The organism is Marinitoga arctica, assembly GCF_054657315.1.
Window position 1 is genome coordinate 36,710 of record NZ_BAAHYY010000002.1, and the last position, 25,567, is coordinate 62,276.

The 25,567-nt window shown below is 25.3% G+C and carries 24 protein-coding genes and 2 tRNA genes; 22 read left to right on the plus strand and 4 right to left on the minus strand.

The window, feature by feature from the left end:
* Positions 1-34: 34 nt before the first annotated feature.
* Positions 35-2,392, minus strand: a complete 2,358-nt coding sequence (locus ACYQ44_RS00900) for a methyl-accepting chemotaxis protein (RefSeq protein WP_459994592.1) — start codon at positions 2,390-2,392, stop codon at positions 35-37.
* 250 nt (positions 2,393-2,642) lie between these two features.
* On the opposite strand from ACYQ44_RS00900, the gene ACYQ44_RS00905 reads away from it, so the two are divergent.
* Together ACYQ44_RS00905 and rbr are read left to right on the plus strand one after the other, a co-directional pair.
* Positions 2,643-4,166 (plus strand): HECT domain-containing protein, encoded by a 1,524-nt coding sequence (locus ACYQ44_RS00905; protein WP_459994593.1) that lies wholly within the window; start codon positions 2,643-2,645, stop codon positions 4,164-4,166.
* 25 nt (positions 4,167-4,191) lie between these two features.
* Positions 4,192-4,758, plus strand: a complete 567-nt coding sequence (gene rbr, locus ACYQ44_RS00910) for a rubrerythrin (RefSeq protein WP_459994594.1) — start codon at positions 4,192-4,194, stop codon at positions 4,756-4,758.
* Positions 4,759-4,832: 74 nt separating this feature from the next.
* Here rbr and ACYQ44_RS00915 read toward each other — a convergent pair.
* From ACYQ44_RS00915 to ACYQ44_RS00925, 3 genes are all read right to left on the minus strand, one after another.
* A tRNA-Arg gene (locus ACYQ44_RS00915) sits at positions 4,833-4,909 on the minus strand.
* A gap of 21 nt (positions 4,910-4,930) precedes the next feature.
* Positions 4,931-5,020 (minus strand) — tRNA-Ser (locus tag ACYQ44_RS00920).
* A 26-nt stretch (positions 5,021-5,046) separates the two neighbouring features.
* A complete protein-coding gene (locus ACYQ44_RS00925) occupies positions 5,047-6,792 on the minus strand; it encodes a proline--tRNA ligase (RefSeq protein WP_459994595.1) in 1,746 nt (581 codons plus the stop codon).
* 193 nt (positions 6,793-6,985) lie between these two features.
* Here ACYQ44_RS00925 and metG point away from each other — a divergent pair, with 193 nt between their 5' ends.
* Genes metG through ACYQ44_RS01025 form a run of 20 tightly spaced genes read left to right on the plus strand, consistent with a single transcriptional unit; the run spans position 6,986 to position 25,522 of the window.
* Positions 6,986-8,929 (plus strand): methionine--tRNA ligase, encoded by a 1,944-nt coding sequence (gene metG / locus ACYQ44_RS00930; protein WP_459994596.1) that lies wholly within the window; start codon positions 6,986-6,988, stop codon positions 8,927-8,929.
* 19 nt (positions 8,930-8,948) lie between these two features.
* Positions 8,949-11,381: a DNA gyrase subunit A gene (gyrA, locus tag ACYQ44_RS00935; protein ID WP_459994597.1), complete on the plus strand. Its 2,433-nt coding sequence runs from the start codon at positions 8,949-8,951 to the stop codon at positions 11,379-11,381.
* On the plus strand, positions 11,374-11,751 hold the full coding sequence (locus ACYQ44_RS00940) for an archease (RefSeq protein WP_459994598.1): 378 nt from the start codon (positions 11,374-11,376) through the stop codon (positions 11,749-11,751). The genes gyrA and ACYQ44_RS00940 overlap by 8 nt, the downstream gene beginning before the upstream one ends.
* Positions 11,752-11,760: 9 nt before the next feature.
* Positions 11,761-12,228 (plus strand): LexA family protein, encoded by a 468-nt coding sequence (locus ACYQ44_RS00945; protein ID WP_459994599.1) that lies wholly within the window; start codon positions 11,761-11,763, stop codon positions 12,226-12,228.
* Positions 12,206-12,649, plus strand: coding sequence for a ribose 5-phosphate isomerase B (gene rpiB / locus ACYQ44_RS00950; protein WP_459994600.1), 444 nt, complete (start codon positions 12,206-12,208; stop codon positions 12,647-12,649). The genes ACYQ44_RS00945 and rpiB overlap by 23 nt, the downstream gene beginning before the upstream one ends.
* Positions 12,646-13,614: a histone deacetylase family protein gene (locus tag ACYQ44_RS00955; protein ID WP_459994601.1), complete on the plus strand. Its 969-nt coding sequence runs from the start codon at positions 12,646-12,648 to the stop codon at positions 13,612-13,614. The genes rpiB and ACYQ44_RS00955 overlap by 4 nt, the downstream gene beginning before the upstream one ends.
* A 9-nt stretch (positions 13,615-13,623) precedes the next feature.
* Complete coding sequence (locus ACYQ44_RS00960) at positions 13,624-14,619, plus strand: hypothetical protein (protein WP_459994602.1); 996 nt, start codon at positions 13,624-13,626, stop codon at positions 14,617-14,619.
* A complete protein-coding gene (locus ACYQ44_RS00965) occupies positions 14,616-15,371 on the plus strand; it encodes a hypothetical protein (RefSeq protein ID WP_459994603.1) in 756 nt (251 codons plus the stop codon). The genes ACYQ44_RS00960 and ACYQ44_RS00965 overlap by 4 nt, the downstream gene beginning before the upstream one ends.
* A complete protein-coding gene (locus tag ACYQ44_RS00970) occupies positions 15,361-15,873 on the plus strand; it encodes a ComEA family DNA-binding protein (RefSeq protein WP_459994604.1) in 513 nt (170 codons plus the stop codon). Before ACYQ44_RS00965 ends, ACYQ44_RS00970 begins: the two co-directional genes overlap by 11 nt.
* Positions 15,870-16,667: an epoxyqueuosine reductase QueH gene (locus ACYQ44_RS00975; protein ID WP_459994605.1), complete on the plus strand. Its 798-nt coding sequence runs from the start codon at positions 15,870-15,872 to the stop codon at positions 16,665-16,667. The genes ACYQ44_RS00970 and ACYQ44_RS00975 overlap by 4 nt, the downstream gene beginning before the upstream one ends.
* A gap of 9 nt (positions 16,668-16,676) precedes the next feature.
* Positions 16,677-17,087: an ATP-binding protein gene (locus tag ACYQ44_RS00980; RefSeq protein ID WP_459994606.1), complete on the plus strand. Its 411-nt coding sequence runs from the start codon at positions 16,677-16,679 to the stop codon at positions 17,085-17,087.
* A gap of 1 nt (position 17,088) precedes the next feature.
* Entirely contained in the window at positions 17,089-18,471 is a 1,383-nt protein-coding gene (locus ACYQ44_RS00985) for a flagellar assembly protein A (RefSeq protein WP_459994607.1), read from the plus strand.
* 8 nt (positions 18,472-18,479) lie between these two features.
* Positions 18,480-19,673, plus strand: a complete 1,194-nt coding sequence (locus ACYQ44_RS00990) for a hypothetical protein (RefSeq protein ID WP_459994608.1) — start codon at positions 18,480-18,482, stop codon at positions 19,671-19,673.
* Positions 19,666-20,349, plus strand: a complete 684-nt coding sequence (gene thyX / locus ACYQ44_RS00995) for an FAD-dependent thymidylate synthase (RefSeq protein WP_459994609.1) — start codon at positions 19,666-19,668, stop codon at positions 20,347-20,349. Before ACYQ44_RS00990 ends, thyX begins: the two co-directional genes overlap by 8 nt.
* Positions 20,346-20,723, plus strand: coding sequence for a DRTGG domain-containing protein (locus ACYQ44_RS01000; RefSeq protein WP_459994610.1), 378 nt, complete (start codon positions 20,346-20,348; stop codon positions 20,721-20,723). The genes thyX and ACYQ44_RS01000 overlap by 4 nt, the downstream gene beginning before the upstream one ends.
* The gene (locus ACYQ44_RS01005) at positions 20,713-21,657 is read left to right on the plus strand and encodes a CBS domain-containing protein (protein ID WP_459994611.1); all 945 of its coding nucleotides are present in this window, start codon (positions 20,713-20,715) and stop codon (positions 21,655-21,657) included. Before ACYQ44_RS01000 ends, ACYQ44_RS01005 begins: the two co-directional genes overlap by 11 nt.
* Positions 21,657-21,992: an iron-sulfur binding hydrogenase gene (locus ACYQ44_RS01010; RefSeq protein ID WP_459994612.1), complete on the plus strand. Its 336-nt coding sequence runs from the start codon at positions 21,657-21,659 to the stop codon at positions 21,990-21,992. Before ACYQ44_RS01005 ends, ACYQ44_RS01010 begins: the two co-directional genes overlap by 1 nt.
* A gap of 1 nt (position 21,993) precedes the next feature.
* Positions 21,994-22,713: a PHP domain-containing protein gene (locus ACYQ44_RS01015; RefSeq protein ID WP_459994613.1), complete on the plus strand. Its 720-nt coding sequence runs from the start codon at positions 21,994-21,996 to the stop codon at positions 22,711-22,713.
* Positions 22,701-23,249, plus strand: coding sequence for an ATP-binding protein (locus tag ACYQ44_RS01020; RefSeq protein WP_459994614.1), 549 nt, complete (start codon positions 22,701-22,703; stop codon positions 23,247-23,249). The genes ACYQ44_RS01015 and ACYQ44_RS01020 overlap by 13 nt, the downstream gene beginning before the upstream one ends.
* Before the next feature lie 2 nt (positions 23,250-23,251).
* Positions 23,252-25,522, plus strand: a complete 2,271-nt coding sequence (locus ACYQ44_RS01025) for a BamA/OMP85 family outer membrane protein (protein ID WP_459994615.1) — start codon at positions 23,252-23,254, stop codon at positions 25,520-25,522.
* The last annotated feature ends 45 nt before the right edge of the window (positions 25,523-25,567 follow it).

The window sequence follows — 25,567 nt, forward strand, 5'->3', positions numbered from 1 at the left end:
AAGCAAATTTTACTTTAATGAGTATTAATAACTGTTAATTGACTTTAAAAAAGGATATTATAGAGTTTAATTTTTCCGAACTAGCTTGTAATTTTTCTGATTGTTTAATCAAAATGTTTATAACTTCTGTTTCATTATTTATAACTTCCGAAAACTCTAATATCTCATTTTTAGATTCATTTAAGAAAGAATTAATTTCATTCTTACTTTTATCAAATGATTTTAAAATATTATCTTGTTCTTCAATAATGTTTTTTAAAATATCAAAAACTTTATCTAATTCAATAGTTAAATTGCTAATGGTTTCCATGTCATTTTCGAATTTGTCCATAATGGAATCAAGATTGTTTATATTTTCTTTTGATGAGTTAACTTCATTAAGTAATAGTTTCATATCATTACCAATTAATTTAATTTGATTTGATATGTCTTCAGCTATATTATTCGTTTCAATTGATAAACTTCTTATTTCATCAGCAACAACTGCAAAACCTTTACCAGCTTCACCAGCTCTAGCTGCTTCAATTGCCGCATTTAGAGCTAAAAGATTTGTTTGTTTTGCAATATTAGTTATTTTTTCTACAAATTCAAAAACATTTCCCACCTTTTTATTAAATTCTTCAAAACTAGAAGCTAAATTCATGATAAGTTCATTTATTAATTCTGTTGTATCTTTTGTGTCTTCAGTCATTTTTTTAGTTGTTAAATTGAATTCACTTAAATTATCAATAGTTTTTTCAATTGTAATTGATTCGGTTAAAATATTATTGCTATTTTCAAATAGTATAGATATATTTTTATCAATTGAATTTAAGAAGGTTTCAACATCTTCCATTAAATCTTTAACGCTTTTTACAACTTTTTCTATGGTGTTTTTAGTATTTTCTAATTTTTCAGAAGAGGTATCTATTTCTTTCGAAGCTATTTTTAAGCTATATATATTTTCATTTAAATCCTTAAACATAGAGATTAAAAAATCCAATGTTTCATGGATTTTATTCATCATAACTCCAATTTCATCAGTCTTATTTTTCTCTAATTTTACAATATCTTTTAAATTTCCTTGAGATATATTATTTAAATTTTTTGCAACAATATTTATGTCATTAGAAAATCTTTTTCCCATATAAATTGATATTATTATGGATATAATTATTATAGATAAAATTACAAAAACTATAACATTTATGACTTTGCTCATATCTATATTTAACTTTATATTAATAGGTTCTGTTTTAAATTCAGGTAGAGAAAAATTACTTTTTAAACTTATATTTAAATCTGTTTGTGTTTTTAATATAGGTTTTGATATTTGAATATACATTAAAGGAAATAGCTGTGATGTTGAATAAAAACTTCGAGTTTCTTTTTTTAATATAGTTTCAGTAATAAATTTACCAACGTTAGAAGGATTAAAATGCAAGCTTGAAACAGGAATATTACCAAATAATGCTTTTCCATCAGATGAATATATAACAATGTACGCATCTATCAAATTACCTATCTCAACTATATCATTATATCCAAATTCTTTTAATCCTACAAGAAGGCCAGAAATTTTCTGAGTTGATACGGGATCATATATAGGAGTCAAGACAAGAAAAAAAGGTTTATTATTGACGAAAACTATTTTGCTCAGTCCATAAGAAAGATTTTTAGATATTATTTGAATAGCATTCATTTTGACCAAATCATTAATATTTATATTTTTTAAATTATCTTTTCCAGGTACATAACTTTCTGCTTTTCTTTGTATTTTAAAATTTGTACCATTTATAGATACTTCAAAAGCATTTTTTTTAGTAAAAACTTTTGGATTAATTATCCATAACTGAATACCATCAAATTTTTGTAAATCTGTATAAGGTTGTAATAAACTATATCTTTCAATAATAGATATACTTTTTGAAGCGGTTTTTTCTTTTAAAGCTGAACTTCTGCTAATAGCATTTAAAAAATCTTCTAAAGTTTTAATATTTTCTTTTATTTTATTTTCAAATATAGAAAATAAAGTAGATAAGGTTTTATCATAATTGCCAATAAAAAAATCTTCAAATTTTTTATTGACAGAAGTTTTCATGTCTTTAATTTGTTTTGAAATATCTTCATTATATTCATTGATTTGTTTTTCTAGGATTTTATTATATTCATTAAATTGTTTTTTATAACTTTCCTGTATTATAGTAAATTGCTTTTTTACATTTTCTCTAATAGCATCTTCCTGATTTTTTATTGAATAATTAATAAAAGAAGTAACAACTAATAATGGAAGTATAGATAAAATGATTATAATAATACCAATTTTAAAACCAATGGAATTTAGAACACCAATTTTATCGTTTTTTGATTTTGGAAATCGCTGCTTTTGGCCATTTGTTTTAAATCTTTTCAAGTTTATCCCTCCAAATATTAATTTATAGTTGATATAATTATAACAAATAATTATATCAGAAAATATAACTAAATTATAAGCTTAAAATAAAAATTTTTAATATTAATTATATTTATTTATTTATAATAATGTATAAATACATTCTATTATAAATAAAACCTTATTTTGTTTTTTTATGAAAATTTTTAATGTATGTATATATTTATGGTATAATAAAATTACAAAAAATTTTATTATGAGGTGACTGATTATGAGTAATGGCGAATTTAAAAAAGAAAATAGATTAGAAATAAATATTGCTCATGAGAAAGAAGAAAATCAGAAAAAAATTAACTCAACACCAAAAGGAAAAAATAATGTAATGATATTTGTATTAATGCTGTTAAATTTAATCACTTTAATAGGAATAATATATTTTGGAGTTAATCAGTACTTCATGAACTTAAAATTAAAAGAAGACTTGAGAAATGTAAAAGAAAAAGTTAATAATTTGGAAGGGTTGAATTCGAATTTGGAAAAATTAAATGCAAATTTTCAAATTTTAGATATAGTAAACTCTAATACAAGGCAAATACCAGATATTCTAATAGGATTAGAAGAAAATAAAAGAATTTTAAAAAATTTGGATGTAAATGAACTTAATAAAATAATTGAAGAATTTAAAGGTAATGAAAGTATTAAAAACAATGACTATTTTGATTTTGATGAAGAATTTAAAACATTAGAGAATAATATTAAATTAGAATTTAATATGATCTTAGATGAAAAATTAAATAAGTTTTTTGAAAAAATACCAAATCAAACTAATGAAATAAATATTGAGGATTTAGATCTTAATAATTTAAACACTAAAATTGAAAATATGGAGAATGTTATAAATGAAATAAAAGGTGAAGTTTTTTATATAAGTCAAAATTTTAATAATGAAATTAAAAACTATACTGATATGAATAAAAAAATAAATGATATTTATTCAAATGGCATATCACTAAAAGTAATGATAAATAATATTTCTAAAGATATAGAAGGAAAATATTCATCTTTAGATGATGTAACAAAAGGAATAGAAAATAAGTTATTAAATTATAATGCTAAGTTTGTTGAAATTGAGAATAAAATTCAAAATATTAAAGTTAATTTTTCGAATTTAGAGAAATCACAAAATGAATATTATAAAAAGTTAGAATCTCTTATAATAAATAATGATACTTTAGATATGATAAAAAATTTAGATATGTATATTAATAAGGAGGAAGAATTTAAATTAATTGAAATGATTAATTTGTATAATGATATTGTTATAAAATACAATTCTTCTCCTTATAAGGATAAAGTTATAGAAGATAGTTTTAAAAATTTAACAAAAAAAGTATATGATAAATTTTTAAATATTATTAATAAAGAAACGGAATATTTAAAGAAAGCAAAATATAACTTAAATATTAAGAAAGATATTAGATACATTTCATATGTATTTTATGAATTGCCTAAAGTAGATATAAGTAAATACAATCAAATTGATATAGCACTAAAAAATCTTAAAAAAATTGAAAATATTAAGATTCAAGAATATAACAAATTAGCTATTTATTATATTAATAAGTATTTAGAATTATTTAGTAAAAAAAAGGTTTTTGAAGAAGAGATAATAAATAATTTTAAAACTAATATATTAGTAATAGAGCCTGATTTGTTAGAAGAAAAAAACAAAGAATTGTATTATAATATAATAAATAAAACAAAGGATATTCTAAAAGATAAATATGTATGGTAAATAAGTATTAATAGGGGTGAAAAATATGTCAATAAAGGGAACAAATACAGAAAAAAATTTATTAATAGCATTTATTGGTGAATCTCAAGTAAGGAATAGATATGATTTTTTTGCAGGCGTAGCTAAAAAAGAAGGGTATGTTAAAATTCAAAAAGTTTTTTTGGAATTATCCGAGAATGAAAGATCTCATGCCAAAAATTTTTTTAAATTTCTTGAAGGTGGAGATGTAGAAATTAAATCATATTTTCCAGCTGGTAAAATAGGAAATACTTTAGAAAATTTAAAAATGTCTATAGATGAAGAAATTCATGAGTATGAAACTTTATATCCTAAATTTGCTAAAATTGCTGAAAAAGAAGGTTTTAAAAATATATCTTTTCTTTTCAAATCAATAGCCATAGCAGAAAAACATCATGCTAAAATTTTAAAAGATCTACTCGAAGAGTTAGAAAAAGATACAATTTTTAAAAGTGAAGAAAAAGTTTTATGGAAATGTGAGAAGTGTGGATACATTATTGAAGGGTATGAACCACCAGAAAAATGTCCCGCTTGTAATCATTCCAAAGCATACTTTATAAAAATAGAAAAATAAAATCAACAATAGTCTTGAAAGATATAATTAATTCTTTAATAAAATAGAGGGCTTTATTGCCCTCTATTTTGTTTTGGCGTGCCCGACTGGATTTGAACCAGCAACCTTTGGATCCGCAGTCCAATGCTCTATCCAATTGAGCTACGGGCACTATTCAAATAGGTAAAAAAAATGGCGGAGAGGGTGGGATTTGAACCCACGGAGGGTAATAACCCTCACTTGCTTAGCAGGCAAGCGCCTTCGGCCACTCGGCCACCTCTCCGACGCGAAACAATTATAACATGAATATTATTCTTTGTCAATACTTTTTAGGTAAATTTTTGGGTCATATTCATTTAATTTTTTTTCAATTATTTTTAATAATTCATCGAAACCATTACTGATATCAACTTCTTCAGAATTCTTTTCATATCTTAATTTTATTTCTATTTTTCCCTCTTTCATTTTTTTACCTAAAATTATTTTTAAAGGTATTCCAATTAAATCTGAATCTTTAAATTTAAAACCAGGAGATGCATCTCTATCATCATATAATACATCATATTTATTTTTTAATATTTTATATAATTCTTCTGCTTTATTTGTCAATTCCTTTTGCTTCATTGAAACTGGTATAATTACTAGTTCAAAAGGCGCTATACTTCTAGGCCAAATTATTCCGTAATCATCATGTAATTGTTCGACAATAGCGCCTAAAGTTCTTGAAACACCCCAGCCATAACAACCCATGATGAATGGTTTTTGTTTTCCATCTTCTGCAGTGTAATATGCATTCAATTTTTCTGAATATTTTGTTCCTAATTTAAATACTTGTCCAACTTCAATACCTTTGATTTCCTTTAAAGGTTTTCCGCATTTTGGGCATGGTTCGCCGCTTGTAACCATTCTAATATCAACAAAAGAATCCACTTTAAAATCTTTGTCTATATTTACGTTTATATAATGTGTATCTTTTTCCATACCACCAACAATAAAGTTTTTCATATTTTTTACACTATAATCGGCAATTATTTTTACATTTTTAATACCTACAGGGCCAATAAAACCAATTTCTACACCAAATTCGCTTTTAATTTCTTCAGGTTCTCCCATTGTTAAAGTTTGATCTTCGAAATATGCTCTAAGCTTTGACGTATTTAATTCGTAATCTCCACGAATTAAAGCTAATATCCATCCTTCTCTTCCTTTGAAGAGTAGAGATTTTATAATTTTACTCTTATCAACGTTTAAAAAAGTAGCAACATCTTCAATTGTTTTTACGTTTGGAGTAACGACCTTTTCAATTTGTTTTTCATTTTCTTTTGATTCTTCAAAAAGAACATTTGATATAGCTTTTTCATCAGTAGCAGAATATCCACAATCACAGTAATAAATTGTACTTTCTCCATATTCTGCTTTTACTTGGAATTCATGAGAATCACTTCCTCCAATAGCACCAGTATCAGCTTCAACAACTAAATAATCTACGCCTAGTCTTTCTAAAATCTTTTCGTAAGCTTCATAAAAAGCTTTATATGTTTCATCTAATGATTTTTCAGAATCATGAAAGGAGTATGCGTCTTTCATTATAAATTCTCTAGCTCTTAATACACCAAACCTCGGTCTTATTTCATCTCTGTATTTGTTCGCTATTTGAAACAAGGAGATGGGTAATTGCTTATATGATCTCAATTCGTTTTTAACAATAGTAGTTATCATTTCTTCGTGCGTTGGTCCTAAAGTAAAATCTCTATTATGTCTATCTTTTAATTTCATCATTTCCGGGCCATAATCATCCCATCTTCCACTCTCTTGCCATATTTCAGCTGGTTGAATAATAGGCATCAAGATTTCTTGGGCATCAATATTTTCCATTTCTTCGCGAACTATATTTTCAATCTTTTTTAACACTTTTGTTCCTAAGGGTAAATAAGTATAAACACCTGAAGCTGTTTTTCTAATGAAAGCACCTCTTATTAATAATTCATGACTTTTGATTTCTGCATCATTAGGAATTTCTTTTAAGGTAGGTGCATAATATTTTGACATTCGCATCTTTATTCCTCCTATATCTGAATATGATTTGTTTAATTTTAACATATCATTTTAAATAATACAACTTTTGAAGGTAAAAAAAATATGAATTAGAAAAATTAATATGATTAAAATTTTAAAAACTTCTTAATTATACTCGATATTCTATATGGTATAATATAATAAACAAGAAAAATAGATAGGAGGATAAAAAATGAAAAAATTTTATGTGACGACACCAATATATTATGTTAATGCAGAACCACACATAGGTTCAAGTTACACTACTATAGTAGGAGATATAATTTCAAGATATAAAAGAATGAGAGGTTATGATGTTTTTTATTTAACAGGTACTGATGAACATGGTCAAAAAATATTACAAGCTGCAAAAGCTAAAGGGATAAATCCACAAGAGTTATGTGATGAGTTAGCTGATAAATTTAAAACATTATGGGAAGAATTAAAAATTACAAATGATTATTTTGTAAGAACAACAGATGAGCAGCATATGAAAACGGTACAATTTTTTGTGAATAGAATGTTGGAAAATGGAGATATATATAAGGGTAAATATGAAGGTTGGTATTGCGTTCCTTGTGAAACTTATTGGACAAAAGAAGAAATTGAGGAAAAAGACAATAAAAAAATATGCCCTTCATGTGGAAGAGAAGTAAATTGGGTTGAAGAAGAGAATTATTTCTTTAAACTTTCAAAATACAATGATGCTTTAAAAGAGTATTTTGAAAAAAATCCTGATTTTGTAGAGCCAGAATTTAGAAAAAATGAAATGTTAAAAATATTAGAAAGCGGTTTGAAGGATTTGAGTATAACAAGAACAACTTTTGATTGGGGCGTTCCTATGCCAAATGATCCTAAACATGTAATATATGTATGGGTTGATGCTTTGATAAATTATGTTAGTGCATTAGGTTATCCAGAGAAAATAGAAATGTTTGAAAAATATTGGCCTGCTGATTTACATTTGATAGGAAAAGAAATTAATAGATTTCATTCTCTAATATGGCCTGCTATGTTAATGTCAGTGGGTTTACCTTTGCCAAAGAAAATTTTTGCGCATGGGTGGTTAACTGTTAATGGTGAAAAAATTTCTAAGTCATTAGGTAATGCTATAGACCCAAGAGTTTTAGTAAAAGCCTATGGGAATGATGTTATAAGATATTATTTAATGAGAGATATAGTTTTTGGAAAAGATGGCGATTTTTCTGAAGATAATTTGATAACAAGATACAATTCTGATTTGGTAAATGATTTAAGTAATTTAGTTCATAGGACATTATCTATGGTAAATAAATATTTTGATGGAATAATACCATCTTCTGATATAAAAGAAGATGTTGATGAGAAATTATATGAGTTAATTAATAAAACTATAGAAAAATACGAATATTATATGGATAAATATTTATTTACCCATGCTTTAGAAAGCCTATGGGAATTAGTTAGATTTACAAATAAATATATTGATTTAACAGAGCCATGGATATTAGGAAAAGATGAAACTAAGAAAAATAGATTAGGTACTGTTATGTATAATTTAATGGATTCAATTAGAATAATATCTTTATTAATTTCTCCTATTATGCCAGATACAACAATAAAAATATTAGAAAAATTATCTATTGAAAATCCAGAAGGGTATATACATAACGATAATATAAAAATTGGATTATTGCCTACGGGTAACAAAATAAATATTGGTGAACCAATATTTAAAAGAATAGATGTTAAGAAATGGAATAAAGTTATTGTAATGAAAAAGGAGGAAGAGAAAATGGAGAAAAAAAAGATACAGGAAAAAATAGAAAATGTTTTAATAGATATAGATTATTTTAAAAATATAGACTTAAGAGTAGCAAAAATTTTGGAAGCTGAAAAAGTAAAAAAATCGAAAAAATTAATTAAATTACAATTGGATTTAGGTGAGTTAGGGAAAAGACAAATTGTTGCAGGAATAGCTAATTATTACGAACCAGAAAATTTAATAGGTAAAAAAATTATAATTGTTGCAAATTTAAAACCTGCTAAATTAATGGGTATAGAATCAAATGGAATGTTATTAGCTGCAAAAATAAATGATAAATTAGTCTTATTAACTACAGATGAAGACATAGAACCTGGAGCTAAAATTTCGTAATTTAGGAGGGTAATTTTTAATGAGTGATATTTTAAATAAATCTTTTGAAGAAGAATTAAAAGAATCATATCTTTTATATTCTCTTAGTGTTATTACGAGTAGGGCTATTCCAGATGTTAGAGATGGATTAAAACCAGTTCAAAGAAGAATATTGTATTCAATGTCTGAATTAAATTTAAGGCATACTGCCTCATATAAAAAATGTGCACGTATTGTTGGAGAGGTTATGGGTAAATATCATCCCCATGGTGACGCAGCCATCTACGATGCTTTGGTTAGAATGGCACAGCCTTTTAGTTTGAGATATCCTTTAGTAATAGGCCAAGGTAATTTTGGCTCTGTTGATAGAGATCCGCCGGCTGCTATGAGGTATACTGAGGCAAAAATGCATGAATTAGCAGAATATATGTTATTAGATATAGATAAAAATACTGTAGATGAGTTAGATAATTTTGATGGTTCTTTACGAGAACCATCTGTTTTGCCTACAAGAATACCTAATTTATTAATGAACGGTGTAAATGGTATAGCAGTTGGTATGGCAACTAATATACCTTCACACAATTTAAATGAATTAATAGATGGAATTAAGGAATTAATAAATAATCCTGAAGCAACAGTAACTGATTTGATGAAGCATATAAAAGGACCAGATCTTCCAACTGGTGGAATAATTGTGGATGGAAATAAACTAAAAGATATATATGAAACAGGAAGAGGTTCTTTTCATATAAGATCAAAATATGAATTGGAAGAAAATAAAAACGGTATGAATATAGTTATAAGAGAAATACCTTATGGTGTATCAAAAGCGGATTTGATTACACAAATAGCTAATTATGTAACTAAACAAAAAGAAAATAAAAAAGATGTGGGTATAAAAAATATTAGAGATGAATCAGATAAAGAAGGAATTCGTGTTGTAATTGAATTAAAGAAAAACGTAAACCCACAAAGAATAATAAATCAATTATTAAAACATACAAATTTACAAATTTCCTTTGCAGTACAGATGACAGTTATTGATAAAAGAAAACCTAAAGTAATGAATTTAAAGGAAATATTAGAAGCATTTATTGACCATAGAATAGATGTTGTAACTAGAAGAACTCAATATGAGTTAGCTAAAGCAAGAAAAAGGTCTCATATTGTTGAAGGTTTAATGAAAGCTTCTGAAGGGATAGAATCGGTTATAGAAATTATAAGACAATCAGAAGGAAGAGAAGAAGCTATAAATAGTTTAATGGAAATAATCAATGTTACTAAAGAACAGGCTAATGCTATTGTTGATATGAGATTGATTAGTTTATCTAGACTAGAAGGTCAAAAATTAGAAAAAGAATATGCAGAATTAACAGAAAAAATAAAAGTTGCTTTAGAAATTTTAAATAATAAATCCAAAATGTTTGAAGTTATTAAAGAGGAACTTGATGAAATAAAGCAAAAATTTGGAGATGAAAGAAGAACACTAATTACTTCTCAGGGTTCTAAAGTTGAAGAAATGGATAATATAGAAGAAGAAGATTTAGTTATTGTCTTAACTCAATGGGGATATATTAAAGCAATGAAAAGCGATGAATATAAAGTTCAAAATAGAGGAGGTAAAGGTTCAAAAGCTATAAAAAAATCAGATAATGATTTTATCATACAGGTTTTACAAACAAATAGTTTATCAAAACTGTTATTTGTAACTTCTAAAGGAAAAGCTTTTGAATTAAACGCATATAATATAGAAAAAAGTAAAAAAGATACTAAGGGGAAACATATTAGTACATATTTATATTTAGATAATGATGAAAAAATAAAAACAATTATCCCTATAGAAAATGAAAAAGACATTGAAAATAAATATATAATGTTATTTACGAAAAATGGAGTAGTAAAAAGAACAGCATTAAATGAATTTGCCAATATTAGAAAGAATGGATTAAAAGCAATAACCATTAGAGAAGATGATATGGTAATAGATGCATTAATTGTTGAAGAGAACGATGAGGTATTGGTTATAAGTAAAAAAGGAATGAGTTTAAGATTTAGGGTCTCTGATGTAAGAACAATGGGAAGAACTGCCTCGGGAGTAAGATCTATAAAGTTAAGAGAAAATGATAATGTGGTTAATGCTGTAAAAGTAGATACTAAAAAAAGTATGTTATTAATAACAGAATACGGTTTTGCAAAACGAGTAAATTTTGATGATTTTAGATTGCAAAATCGTGGAGGAGTCGGGCTTAAATGTGTTAAGGAAACTTCACGCATAGGAGATATTGTAAAAGCATTAACAGTTGATGAAGACAGTCATATAATAGTTTTTACAAAATTGGGAAAAGCTATTAGAGAAGAAGTTTCTACTATATCTACTCTTAGTAGATACGCAATAGGGGTTAGGGCTATTAGATTGGATAAAGATGATACAGTAGCAGATGCAGCAGTGGTGGTTGAAGAAGATGAGTAGAGAATTAAACCATATGTCTGATATTATGTTTGAATTATCTGGAGATTCTATAGAAGCGTTATTAGAAGATTTATGTGATTCTTTTAATAGGATCTTTGATCCTGTAGTAGGTGGACTTGAAAGAGAGTATGTTTATAATATAAAAGAAAAAGAATTAGATGATATTCTTTTTGATATTGGAAATTATATGTTAAATAAAATTAATGAAGGTTTATTTCCTGCAAAAGTTGAAAATGTGAGAGATAAAATAAAAATCTACTTTTCTAATATTTATGAATTAAATAGTGATATAGAACTTAAAGCAGTTGCTTATCCTAAAGTATTACAAAATGATAATATTATTAAGGTTCATGTTATTTTTGATATTTAGGAGATAATGATGAAAAAAATTACTGAAAAGCAAAGAAAGATTTTAGAATACATAGAATTTTATATTCAAGTAAAAGGATATCCCCCTTCCATGAGAGATATGATGAAGTATTTTGATTTAAAAAGTGTATCTACTATATATGTTCATCTAAAATCATTAGAAAAAAAAGGATATATAGAATTATCTGGAAATTCCAGGGGTATTAAATTAAAAAATAAAAAAGAATATGGTATTATAGAAATAGATGGTGAATATATAAACGAAAAAGTAAATCTTTATAATAAACCTAAATATATAAAGTGTATTTCTGGAATTAAGATTTTTAGTACTGAGAAAACATTTAATTTAGTTTTAAAGGAGGATTATAAAGAATATTCTAAAAATACGTTGATAATTATGGAAAAAAAAACTTTGAATTTAATTGGGACAATAAATATTAAAGGGGTGATTATAAATGAAAATAGCTATTGGTTCTGATCATGCAGCGTACAAAATGAAAGAGCATTTAAAAAAATATTTAGAAAATAAAGGAATTGAAGTTATAGATGAGGGGCCATATTCAGAAGATAGAGTAGATTATCCAATATTTGCTAAAAAAGTTAGTGAAAAGGTTATAAAAAAAGAAGTTGATTATGGTATTTTAATGTGCGGAACAGGTCTTGGTATGTCAATTGCTGCCAACAAAGTAAAAGGGATAAGGGCTGCATTAGCTTACTATCCTAAAATGGCTGAATTGGCAAGACAACATAATGATGCAAATATATTGGTCTTAGGTGGAAGAACGATGGGATTTGAATTAGCTGAATGGACAGTTGATACATTTTTGAATACTCATTTTGAGGGAGGGAGACATGAAAATAGGATAAAACTTATATCCGAAATGGAGGAAAATATATGAAAGTAGTTTATGATCCGCGACATGTCTTTTATTCGCCAAAAGGTGAATTGGATGGTTTTGAAATTATTGAAAATAAAGATAAACCTGGAAGAATAGAAACTATAAAAGAAGTTTTGCAATTAAAATATGGGAATATATTTGTTGGATCTAAGGATTTTTCCAGATCTTATTTATATTTCGTGCATTCTTCGGATTATGTTAGTTGGTTAAAAGAAAAACAATATACACTGGAAGATAATAAAGAATATTTCCCCCGAGTTTTTGGTTATGATATGTGTTTGGATACAAAAACACCGATTAGTAAAAATACTTATGAAATGGCTTGGATAAGCGCTAAATGTGCTCTTACAGGTGCATCTCTTCTTTTGGAAGGAGAAGAATTAGTATATTCTTGTTCAAGACCATTAGGGCATCATGCTGGTATTTCTTATTGTGGGGGAGGTTCTTTTTTTAATAATGCAGCATTAGCAGCAAGATATCTGCAAAAAAGTGGAGATATATACATATCTATATTAGATTTAGATTTTTATGCAGGCAATGGGACACAGGAAATTTTTTATGAAGATGATACAGTTTTAACTATTAGTATCCATGGGAATCCTGCTAATCATTATCCATATACTTCTGGTTTTGAATGGGAGATTGGAGAAAATAATGGTAAAGGATATAATATTAATTTTCCATTAAAAGATGAAATTAACGGTAGAACTTATTTACGTGTTTTGGAAAAAGCTTTAATTGAGATAGAAGATTTTGATCCTGATTTTCTTATTGTTCCATTTGGTTCCAATACACATGAAAAGGATCTTACAACTACATTTAAATTAAAGAATGAAGATTTTAAAGAAATTGGGAATATGTTATCATATTTAAATATCCCAAAGTTAATGATTCAAGAAGGGGGATTTGATTCACATATAAATGGAATAGTGATTGATAATCTACTAGATGGACTTGTTATTTGAGGTGAAAAATTGAAAAAAGTTTTTTTTGAAACTCAAGATTCTCGACAAATTGAAATTAGTGTAGGATATAAATATTTTAAAAAATACATAGATGATAAAAAATATAATAATTATGTTATATATGATAAAAAGGTTGAAATATTAAATAAATTAAATTTGAATAATTCAATTTCATTGATAGGAAATGAGAATCTGAAAAGTTTGGATAAATATCTAACCTTAATATTAAAACTATCCAATTATAATATTAATTCCATCAATATATTTGGTGGTTATAGTGTTTTAGAATTTGTTGGATATATTTTAGAAAATATTGGTGTAAACAATTATACATTTTTTCCTACAACACTTAATTCTGCTATAATGTTACCAATAAAAGGAAAGTATTATTTAAATTTTAATTGGAAAAAAGATTTTTTAATACAAAAAGGATATCCTCAAAATATAGTTATTGATACAGTTTTATTTGAATCATTATCTGAAAAAGAATTTAGAAATATGTTTGTTATTCCTTATATATTAGGTAAAGTTTTAAATTCTAAAATTTCAGAATTAGCTTTAAATTATTCAAAAATGGAATTTTCAAATATTGATTTACAGGATTTTGTTTTTTATGCGGTGAAGCAGTGGAGTTATTATTTAAAAAATGAAAATAATATTTTTCCAGGAGAAAGTATAGTGCGATTATTTTATAATAAAGAAAATGGATTTTATAAAGATTATACTCAAATTTTTGCAATAAGCTTTATAATAGAATTATACATATCATGGTATTATGGTTTTCTTGATTTTGAAACCTTTGAAAAAATAGAGAAAGATATATTAAGCAATTTTGATATATCGTATAAACTTATAGAAAATATAGATTTTAAAAATTTTTATTGTAAAAATAATTTTGTGTTTTTTACTTCTTCTGGAAAATTGATAAACTATAGGATTACTAAAAATGAATTAAAAACGATTTTGAAAGAAGTGAAGGAATATTTTAGAGGTGGATTTTTGTGATAAAAAAACGAAAAAATTGGACTTTGATTTTTTTAACTATATTATTAATTATAATTCCGCTGGTATTAGCTATTACAACGTCATATGCTCTTTATTTAAAATATAAAATTAGAAATCTTGAGATAAAAATAAATGAATTAAAGGATGAAGACGAAGAAAAAAATGTTGAAAAAACTGAAATACATGAAAATATAAAAATTAATTTTGAAGAAATAAACAAATTTTTGAATATTAAGCCAAAAGGTTTAATAGAAAAAGAAAAAGTTGATATTTTTTATTTAATAAAAAATTCTAAAAGTAGTTTTCAGAATGAAGAAAAAGGTGGAATAACGTTATTGAATGAAAAAGATGCATTTTTTCAGAGTATAAGTTCATTAGAACACAATAAAGAATACTTTTTAACCAAGATAGCAACAAACTTATTTTCTGTTTATTCTGAAGAATTAAATTTTGGTATTCAAAGAGTTTTTACAGTACAGTTAAGATTATATTTAACTGAAGAAGATGCTTTTTTTACTACATTAACTCTAAGAAATGCTGGTATTCCAGTCTTTGTATATAGAGGAAGGTTTCAAAACAGTGGAAAAAACTATTTTGCAATATGCTCAGGATTATTTCCAGATATTAATATAGCAAAAAAGTATTCTGATAATATAGATGAAGAAAAGGTATTACAACTCACTGGATTAAGCATTAAGGATAGATTTTTAAAAAGTTTTGATTTAATTGGTGTGAATGAAAATGAAAAATAATAAGATAGTCATTATATTGATAATAATATTTATATTTATATTTATATTTAATATCAAAAAAGATTATATATATTCAAATAATAAAGATATAAATATAGATATCCAGATAGATCTAGCAAATTTTACTATTGACGAGCTTATAAAAGTACCTGGCATAGGTATTAAAAAAGCAGAAAAAATAAAAAATTATGCTTTAAATTATGGTTTTTCATCTGTAGAAGATTTGAAAAAGATCAGTGGGATTGGTGAAAAAACATTTCAAAATATAAAGAAATACTTTTATTTATCCCAAATAGAGTATACTCTTGAATCGGAAAAGAAAATAAACATAAACACTGCAACATTAGAGGAATTAATTAGTTTACCTGGAATAGGTGAAATAAGTGCAAGAAAAATTTTAAAATATAGAAGTATAAAAAAAATAGATAATTTTGAAGAATTAAAAAAAGTAGGTATTAGCAATTCTCAAATAGACCAAATAAAGGGAGTTGTTGAATTTTGAAGATTTTTTTACATGTATGTTGTGCGCCAGATTTGGTGTTGGCACATAAGAAATTAAAAGAAAAGAGAATAATTTATACAGCATTTTTTTATAATCCAAATATATATCCATATGAAGAATATAATAAAAGATACAAGGCTTTTCTAAAATTAAAAGATATGTGGCATTTTGAAGAAATAAAGAGTGAGTATAATCATAAAGAATTTTTAGAAGTTATGAAAAATGTAGATATAAAAGATGAAAAGAATAGATGTTATAATTGCATGTATTTTAGAATTGAAAAAGCTGTAATAGAAGCTAAGAGTAAAGGATACGAATTTTTTTCAACAACACTGTTATCTAGTCCAAGAAAAAGTCATGAGGATATAAAGAAAATTTCAAAAGAATTAGAAAAAAAATATAGTATAAAGTTTTTATATGAAAACTTTAGATCGAATAATGCAATTTCTGAGGGTGCAAAATTTTGTAAAATAAATAATATTTATAGACAGCAATATTGTGGATGTGAATATTCTTTAGTAGAAGCAGAAAATTTAAGAAAGAAATCTTTTGAGAATAGAAAAAAAAGACTATCTGAAAAGTTGAAATTCGATTTTGTTCATTTAATGAATAAAGATTTGTTGAAGATACCTGAAGATATTTCGCCTTTATATTTATATAAATTTGGATTAAGCATATTGAAAGATCTTAAACCAAAAATTATTATTATCAGAAAGGAAATAGCTAAGGATTTAAATATAAAAAGTGGAAGAAATAAAATTGAAAATTGGAAATCAAAATTCATAGTTATTTAGGGGGATATTATGGAAATTATTGAAATAGAAATACTAAGTAAAACTAAATATATAAAAATTCTTAGAGAATCTATGAAGCATTTTTTGAGATTAAACGATTATGATGATGAAGAACAAATATTTTTTATGGAATTAGCTTTAAATGAGGCTGTTGCAAATGTTATAGAACATACTTATAAATTTAATGAAGAAAAGAAAATAAAAATAAAATTTGAGATAAATAATAATCAATTTAAAGTTTATATACGTGATTTTGGAGAGAAAATAAACATAGAAGAAGTAAAATCCAGGGATTTAGATGAAATTAAAGATCATGGTCTTGGTGTTCATATAATAACACAGGTTTTTGATGAGATGGTGTGGAATAATATAAATGAAGAAGGAAACTTATTAACATTAATAAAAAAGTTGGGGGATTAATATGGCTATAATAAAAATTAACGTATCAGAAGATAAATTAAAAGCATATTTAACCTTGGTGTATGATGGGAAAATTCCTATAGAAAAAGAATTATTAAATACTATTAAAGCAGCAGGAATAAAACACGGCATAAAATATGATGTAATAAGAAAATTAGCTATGAATCCATCTTATAATGAATCTATCATTATTGCAGAAGCTACAATGCCAAAAAAAGGTGATCCAGGATATGTAGAGTTATATAGTTTAAAAAAAGAAAAGAAAGAACTAAAAAATAATGAAAAAATAGACTTTAGAGAATTTGCAAAAAATATTATTACTGTGAATTTAGGTGAAAAAATAGGTAAAATTCATCCTCCAACATTAGGGACTCCTGGAAAAGATGTGTATGGTCAAAAAATTCCTGGTATTCCTGGTGATCCTGCCAGAGTTATTTTTGAAAAAAATGTTGAAAGGGATGAAGAAGGATATATTATTGCAATAACATCTGGGGAATTAATAATAAGGAAAGATATAGATGGAATTTTATATATAGCTGTTGAAGAAGTGTACGAAATTAATAATGATGTTGATTTTAATACAGGTAATGTAAAATTTCCAGGAAAGGTTATTATTCATGGCTCTGTTAGACCAGATTTTGTAGTAGAAGCAGATGGTGATATTGAGATATATGGAGAGATTGAAGCAGCAAAAGTTGTATCTAAGGGAACTATAAAAGTTAATGGAATAAAAGGTAGTAATAAAGGTTATGTTAAAGGAGAAAATATCTTTGCTAAATTTGCTGAAAATGCAATATTAGAGGCAGAAGAAGGAATATATATAGATAAATCAATGATAAATTGTAAGGTTGTTTATTCTAAAGAAGTGATTTTAGACGGTTATAATAGCAAAATAGTTGGCGGAATTATTAAAGCTTTAAATAAAGTTGAAGCATATTATATTGGAAGTCCAATAGGCGTTAATACCGAAATAGAGGTAGGAGTAGATCCGAAATTGTATGAAGAATATAAAAATTTAATAGAATCCACTAAAATCGAGACCGAGCGGTTAAAAAATATAACTCCACAAATAAATACTCTTTTAGATAAAGTAAAAAAAACAAAGGTAAAGAATGAAAATATTATATATTTAAAAAAATTAATAAATAGGGCGAAAGATTTAAAACTCAGTTTGGAAGAGAAGAAAAAAAAGATTTTATTATTAAAAAAAGAAATAGAAAAATCAAAAAGAGCAGGAATTATTGTAGCTAGAAAAATGCTATATCCAGGAGTCGTTTTAAAAGTAAACTCTAAAATATTTAATCCTGAAAAAGCTATAAGTACAGTACAAATTATGAATGTAAATGATGAGATAAAATTATATGCTTATGTAGCAGGGAAATAGGAGGAAATATGAAAAGATTTTTTTTAGTTGTATTATCAATAACAATTTTTATTTTTGCTTTTAGTGAAGATATAGGAGAGTTTTATTTAAGAAAGTTTAGTATAGATGAAATGATAAATTCTAAAGAAGCAAGTATAAAAATTTTTGGTTATTTAAAAAAATATTTAGAAACAGGATATAGTGGATATTTGAAATCTTCTAATGAATTAAGGGTTTTATATGATAATGTATTAACTTTTGAGGAAAAAAGGTATTTTGATATAATTTCATCTTTTTCTCCTAATACAACAATAGAACCCATAAAAAAGTTAGAAGATTTGGAAAAGAATTATCCCGATTCATTGCTGATAAAAACACAACTTATAGAATATTACTATAAACAATGGCAAATCACCGGGGATCCAAAAATGGCCAAGACAATACTAGAGCGTATTAAATATATTGAAAATAAAATGGGGGAGACCCCATTTATTGTGTTTTATAAAGCAAGATTTTTGTATGAATCTAATTTATATGGTAATAAAGAAGAGGCATATAATTTAGTGAGAGACGGTGCTTTGAAATTTCCTGAAAATAAAAGTTTAATAGAATTATATTTAATAGTTAGTAGTGATCTGAATAGGGATTTAAAAGATAAAAATTTATTTGGAAAAATAGCAATGTCATATTTAAAAGAACCTGAAGTGAAAGATAAGATCCTATTGTTAATAGCAAGACATTTTTTTGAAGCGAAAAATAAAGATTTAGCTAAACAAATAATATTTGAAAAAATAATACCAAAAACAAGAAATTCTAAAATACTATTGTTAAGTTATGAAGTATTAGGGGATTATTCTGATACTAATATTCAAAAAATGAATTATTATAAACAATCACTAAAATACGATTCTGAGAATTCTAGAATATTAGAAAAATGGGCATTATCAATGTTAAAAGTGGATAAAGAAAAGTATAAATCATTAGCCAGAATAGCATTAAATAAAGCAATTACAATAAATCCAAATATCTCTGAAGAAGCAATGGAAGCGTTAGAAGATTTAAGAACTGAAATAAAAATAGAAGTAATGTTAAAATATGTGTTACCTATATTATTATTTGTAAGTTTATCAATTAGTATTTTAATTATTTATGAAAAAAGAAAAAAAAGAAATGAAAAAGAAATGATTTTAAAAGATGGAAAAGAGGGTGATGAGGATGAATGAAGTTAACGTTTTAGACAAAGGTTTTGTAAAATTAATAGATATATTTGGAAGTGATTTAAGGGCAGTTCAGGCAGCGCGTGTTTCATATGCTGGTGATTTGAAAGGTGATAAAAGGGATAAAAAATTACTATTTTATCTTATGGAACATAAACATCATAGTCCATTTGAACATCAAGTGTTTACATTTCATATAAAGACACCTATTTTCGTTGCAAGGCAATGGATGAGACATAGAATAGGTAGTTATAATGAAATTTCAAGAAGATATACTACTAAATATGCGGAAGAATTTTATATACCAAATCATATAAGAATTCAAGATACAAAAAATAAACAGGGTTCAGTAAAAACAAATGATAAACATATGGAACACAAAGCCATAGATGTTATAAATTATACTTATGATTATTTGCTTAATACATATAACAAATTACTAGAAATGGGTGTTGCAAGAGAAATGGCAAGAATGATTTTGCCAGTAGGGCAATACACACAATTTTATTGGACAGTAAATACACGAAGTTTAATGAATTTTTTAAATTTAAGAGCAGATTCCCATGCGCAATGGGAAATTCAACAATATGCTATAGCATTAGCAAAAATATTTGAAGAAAAGCTCCCATGGACATATGAAGCTTTTATGAAATTTGAATACAGAGGGGATTTATTAAAATGAGACTATCCCAATTAATAAAAAAATTAAATGCAAGAATTTTACATAATCCTCAACCACTTGATAATATTGAAATTGAATATGCTGGAGCTTCAGATTTAATGAGTGATTTTTTAGCTTTTTCAAAACCTAATATGATGATAATAACTGGATTAGCAACTCCGCAAACATTGACAACAGCTTCTGTAATAGAAGCAAATGCTATTTTATTTGTTAGAGGAAAAACACTACCTAAAAATTTTTTGGAAATTATAGAAGAATGTGAAATACCTATCTTAACTACAGATTATTCAATGTATTATACTTGTGCAAAGTTGTATAATATGGGAATAAAAGATGCAATGCAAACTGACAAGGTGAAAGATAATGAAAAGTGAGAATAACATATTATTGGAAAAATTATTACAAATTTTTTCCAATACTAAGATAGGAGAAATAATGACTTCGCCTGTTATTGTGGTTACACCTGAAACATCCATTAAACAAGTAAAGAATATAATGAAAATAAAAAAAATATCTGGGCTTCCAGTTGTAAAAAAAGGATTAAAGTTGGTTGGTATAATTAGTATAGAAGATATAATAAATGTTTTGGAAAAAGGGAATTTAGAAGATGTTGTTTATAAATGGATGACTAAAGACGTGAAAGCATTAAGTGAAGAAAAAACATTATCAGAATTTATAAAATTTTCTCAAAAATATAAGTATGGAAGATATCCCGTAGTCAATTCTGAAAATAAAGTAATTGGTATTATTACAAAATATGATGTTATATCATGGTTATTTGAAAAATTAGGAACAATATATGTGCATGATAATAGAAGAAAAAAAGTACTGGATCAAGAAGAATACATGTCTAGATTAACAGGTGAAATTTTGGACTATAAAAGGATGTTTTTTAGCTTTGAGATAGATTATAATGATATTCAAAAGATTGGAATAGGAGCAACTAAATTAAAATCTTTTTTAAAAAGAAAAGGAATTAATGAGAAATTAGTTAGAAAAGTTTCTATAGCTACATATGAAGCTGAAGCAAATGTAGTTATTCATTCTGAATCATATGGTCAAATCTTTTGTTGGGATTTTGAAGATAGTATAAGATTACTAATAAAAGATTATGGGAAAGGGATAGAAAATGTTGAATTAGCTATGCAAGAAGGATTTTCAACTGCTTCTGAAAATGTTAGATCCCAAGGATTTGGAGCGGGTATGGGATTACCTAACATGAAAAGATTTTCTGATAAAATGACAATAATTTCTGAAGTTGGGAAAGGCGTAATAATAGAAATGTTATTTTATAAAGAGGTGAAATAATGAAAATATCGAAGTTATTAGATTCTAATATTTTTGAGCCTATATATATATCAAAATATGATAATGAAATAAAAAGAGGATATATTGGTGATTTACTTAGTGAAATTATGAGAAATTCACCTTCCAATTCTATTTGGATTACGCATCAAACACATCCGAATATAGTGGCTGTAGCTTCTATTGTAGAAATAAATACAATTGTTATTCCTGAAGGATTTGAATATGAATCTGAGACAGTTGAAAAAGCAAAAGAAAATAATATAAATCTTTTAAAAAGTAAGAAAGATATATTTGAAACATCGGGTTTAATATATACTTTATTAAAAGAGGAATAAAATGACAGAATATTATGGAAATTTTCATATACACACTGTCATTTCACCATGTGCTGATATAACAATGTCTCCAGACATTTTTTTGGAATATCTAAATGGTATAAATTGGATTTCTATAACAGATCATAATACAGCAAAACATGTAAGAATATATTCAAAAATTTTAGAAAAGATAGATGTCAAAGTTATACCTGGAATAGAAGTTACTACAAAAGAAGAAGTACACGTATTAATTTACTTTGAAAAAATTTCTGAAGTTGAAGAATTTGGCGATATTATTGAAAAAAAACTTATAATAAAAGATTATAATCCTGAAAAGTTAGGATATCAGATTTTATGTAATGATATGGGTGAATTTAAAGAAATAATTAATTCTCCATATTTGGGAAGTGCAGTATCTCTTTCAATAACAGAAATTTATAATCTCTCTAAAAAATATAACTCTTTATTTATTCCAGCTCATATATTTAGATTTAATGGATTAGTGACAAATTTAGGATTTCCGCCACAAAATATAAATATAGATGCAGTAGAATTAAAAAATAACGAAGAAATAAAGAAAGCTAAAAAATTGGGATTTAATAATTTTCTATTTAATACCGATGCACATTTTCCTGAACAGTTAATTTCATCATGTAAGATTAAAGTTAAAAAAAGAGATTTTAATAATTTTAAAAAAGCTATTTTTGAAAGAAAGGTGATACCTATTTGGCAACGTTAAAAACAATTAGTGATCATATATTAGATATATGTGAAAACGCTATTAAATCAGGTGGGAATAAAGGATATTTAGTAATAATTGAAACAGATGAATATTTTCAATTTTGCATTTCTGATAATGGAAGAGGAATGGATCAAGAAGAAATAAAAAAGGCTTTAAATCCATTTTATACAACTAAAAAAGAAAGGAAGAAAAAATTTGGATTGGGATTATCTTTTTTAAAATATTCTGTTGAAAAAACAGAAGGATATTTTAGAATTTCTTCTAAAAAGAATAAAGGTACTACAGTTCTAGCTCGATTTAATTTGAAGCATATTGATTGTCAACCTATTGGTGATATACCTGGTGTATTTTTAGATTTGATAAATATGAGTGAGGATAAATTCCGATGGAAAATAACAAGATTTTATAAAACAGAAGGATATTTTATTGAAACAAAATCTTTTAAAGACGAATTTGATTTGACTAATCCAAAAGAATTATTATTAATAAAAAAATATATAAATACACTAGAAAAAGAAATTAGGGAGGTTTAGAGATGAAAAAAAAGATATTATTCATTTTGATGATGGTTATTTTCATTAATATTTTTGCTTTAATGAATGTTAAAAACATTGTTTTTGAAGGAGATGTATCTTTTATAAAAGAGGATTTAAAAAATGTATTATTAAAATATGATATAAAAAATGATTCGGTAATAGGTGAAATAGACATAAAATTAGCAATAGATAATATGCAAAAAACTTATCCATATTTTTCTCAAATTAATTATGAATATTCTGAAAAAAATGGTGAATTAAAATTTGTATTTAAAGTTAATCCAATTGTAAATAAAATCGAATTCAAAGTTTTAGGAGACAATTTATTGGATTTATCTAAAATAGCGACTAAAGTTTATTCTGAAACGGGGTTCCCATTAAATGTAAATGAATATAAAAAAGGTATAGAAGAAATAAAAAATTACTATAATGAAAATGGTTATGTTTATGTAGAAGTATTTAGCAATATCAAATTAAATTCTTCTGGGATTTCTTTAGAAGCTACAGAAATTTCTAAAAAGAAAAAAGTAGATAATAATACACTAGTATATGTGATTAAAGAATATGATTTATGGGATATTGAATTTAAAGATGAAATAAACACTTTGAATAAAAAAGAGTTAAAAAAAATATTTGGGTTTAATTTTAGAAAAGATTGGGAAGAAAAATTCTTTTTATTCAGATCTGATGTAAAAGAAACATATCCAAAAGTAGAAGATATACAAAATATATTTCAAAAATTGCAACAACTTCCATATTTCTCAAAAGATACAAAAATTTCTATAAACCCTATAGATGTAGAGAAAACACCTGGTGGAGATCTTGTAATAGTGTTGAGTGGAGAATTAAGAAAAATAGTAGATAGTCCTACAAAAATAAATAAAATTAATATAAAAGGTAATGAAAGTGTAAAAACATTTGAAATATTTGGTAAATTAGAAAAAGAAAATATTTCCAAAAATTCAACAATAACGAATATGGATATTTTAAATAGTATCAAATCGTTAAAAGATTATTATAATAATTTAGGATATCCGTTTGTGGATATAAATGTAAATTATCAATCAAATGATTTAATATACGAAATTAAAGAATACAAAGTAGGAAATATTTCTATATCGATATCTCCAAAACAAAAAACAAAAGAATATTTAATAAAACCATCTATAAAACTAAAAACAGGGAATATTATTAAAACAAAAGATATTCAGGATACATATTATGCACTATCTGGAACAGGTTTTTTTGAAAAAGTAAATATATATCCTTATAAACAAAATGAAGATAAAATAGATTTTAAAATAGATATAACTGAAAAAAATAAACCAGGAAAATTTATTGGAGGACTAACATATTCTCTTCCAGAAAATGCACCATGGTATATGGGTTTTTTAGGACAATTAGAACTTCAATGGGCGAATCCATTTGGATATGGACAATCATTTAATGTATCAACAAATATTAATCCTTTATCAAAAACATATATTTTTAATGGAGGATATGGAATTAAAAATATTTATGGCACAAAATTCTCATTTAATACAAATTTTAATTATGGATTATACAATGAGGATGAGGGTATTCCACAAGAAAATATTAGTGGTGAAGCTACAGTTTCAAATAAAATATCATTTTCAATAAATCCAAATTATAGTATAAATGATTTTAATAATATAAATATTAATTTTAGCTATTCTGAAACAAAATATAACCCTGATAATTACCCTATAAAAAAGCAAATAAATGGTGGTGTAGGATATACATACTCTAGATTAGACTTTCCTTTTAGACCATATAACGGCTTATATAATACAATTCAACTTTTTGGAGGTATAAATACTTTAAGAAGTGATGAATATTATTTTGGTGGTTATATTGAAAATAAAATATTTAAAACAACATATAAATTCACTTTTGCAAATAGATTTAAAACAGGATATGTAAAAGATGATTTTGATTTATATGATTTTTATTTAGGAGGAATGTATACAATAAGAGGATACGATTTTTCTGAAAAAACAGGTAATATTATGATATTAAATAATACTGAAATTCAGTATCAAATTAATAAGGAAAATGTTCCTGTAGATTTATACGCTTTTTTAGATGTTGGTAATGCTAATGATGATAATTTTGTTAAAGATTATATTTGGTCTTATGGTGTAGGAATTAAATTAACAGTACCTATGCTTGGACCTATTAGAATTGAAGGTGTTTTTGATAAAGACAATAAGTTTAAATGGACGTTTGGATTTGGTCCTGTATTTTAACAAAATAAAGATAATCTAAAAAGGGGCAAGAAAATGCCCCTTTTT

What these genes read in the sequence shown, in the direction of transcription:
- ACYQ44_RS01000 (WP_459994610.1), top strand. Translation starts at nt 20,346, where the DNA reads ATGAGACTATCCCAATTAATAAAAAAATTAAATGCAAGAATTTTACAT.
- ACYQ44_RS00970 (WP_459994604.1), top strand. Translation starts at nt 15,361, where the DNA reads ATGAAAAATAATAAGATAGTCATTATATTGATAATAATATTTATATTT.
- ACYQ44_RS00980 (WP_459994606.1), top strand. Translation starts at nt 16,677, where the DNA reads ATGGAAATTATTGAAATAGAAATACTAAGTAAAACTAAATATATAAAA.
- ACYQ44_RS00905 (WP_459994593.1), top strand. Translation starts at nt 2,643, where the DNA reads ATGAGTAATGGCGAATTTAAAAAAGAAAATAGATTAGAAATAAATATT.
- ACYQ44_RS01015 (WP_459994613.1), top strand. Translation starts at nt 21,994, where the DNA reads ATGACAGAATATTATGGAAATTTTCATATACACACTGTCATTTCACCA.
- ACYQ44_RS01025 (WP_459994615.1), top strand. Translation starts at nt 23,252, where the DNA reads ATGAAAAAAAAGATATTATTCATTTTGATGATGGTTATTTTCATTAAT.
- ACYQ44_RS01005 (WP_459994611.1), top strand. Translation starts at nt 20,713, where the DNA reads ATGAAAAGTGAGAATAACATATTATTGGAAAAATTATTACAAATTTTT.
- gyrA (WP_459994597.1), top strand. Translation starts at nt 8,949, where the DNA reads ATGAGTGATATTTTAAATAAATCTTTTGAAGAAGAATTAAAAGAATCA.
- ACYQ44_RS00940 (WP_459994598.1), top strand. Translation starts at nt 11,374, where the DNA reads ATGAGTAGAGAATTAAACCATATGTCTGATATTATGTTTGAATTATCT.
- rpiB (WP_459994600.1), top strand. Translation starts at nt 12,206, where the DNA reads ATGAAAATAGCTATTGGTTCTGATCATGCAGCGTACAAAATGAAAGAG.
- metG (WP_459994596.1), top strand. Translation starts at nt 6,986, where the DNA reads ATGAAAAAATTTTATGTGACGACACCAATATATTATGTTAATGCAGAA.
- ACYQ44_RS01010 (WP_459994612.1), top strand. Translation starts at nt 21,657, where the DNA reads ATGAAAATATCGAAGTTATTAGATTCTAATATTTTTGAGCCTATATAT.
- ACYQ44_RS00990 (WP_459994608.1), top strand. Translation starts at nt 18,480, where the DNA reads ATGAAAAGATTTTTTTTAGTTGTATTATCAATAACAATTTTTATTTTT.
- ACYQ44_RS00985 (WP_459994607.1), top strand. Translation starts at nt 17,089, where the DNA reads ATGGCTATAATAAAAATTAACGTATCAGAAGATAAATTAAAAGCATAT.
- ACYQ44_RS00945 (WP_459994599.1), top strand. Translation starts at nt 11,761, where the DNA reads ATGAAAAAAATTACTGAAAAGCAAAGAAAGATTTTAGAATACATAGAA.
- ACYQ44_RS00955 (WP_459994601.1), top strand. Translation starts at nt 12,646, where the DNA reads ATGAAAGTAGTTTATGATCCGCGACATGTCTTTTATTCGCCAAAAGGT.
- rbr (WP_459994594.1), top strand. Translation starts at nt 4,192, where the DNA reads ATGTCAATAAAGGGAACAAATACAGAAAAAAATTTATTAATAGCATTT.
- thyX (WP_459994609.1), top strand. Translation starts at nt 19,666, where the DNA reads ATGAATGAAGTTAACGTTTTAGACAAAGGTTTTGTAAAATTAATAGAT.
- ACYQ44_RS00925 (WP_459994595.1), bottom strand. Translation starts at nt 6,792, where the DNA reads ATGCGAATGTCAAAATATTATGCACCTACCTTAAAAGAAATTCCTAAT.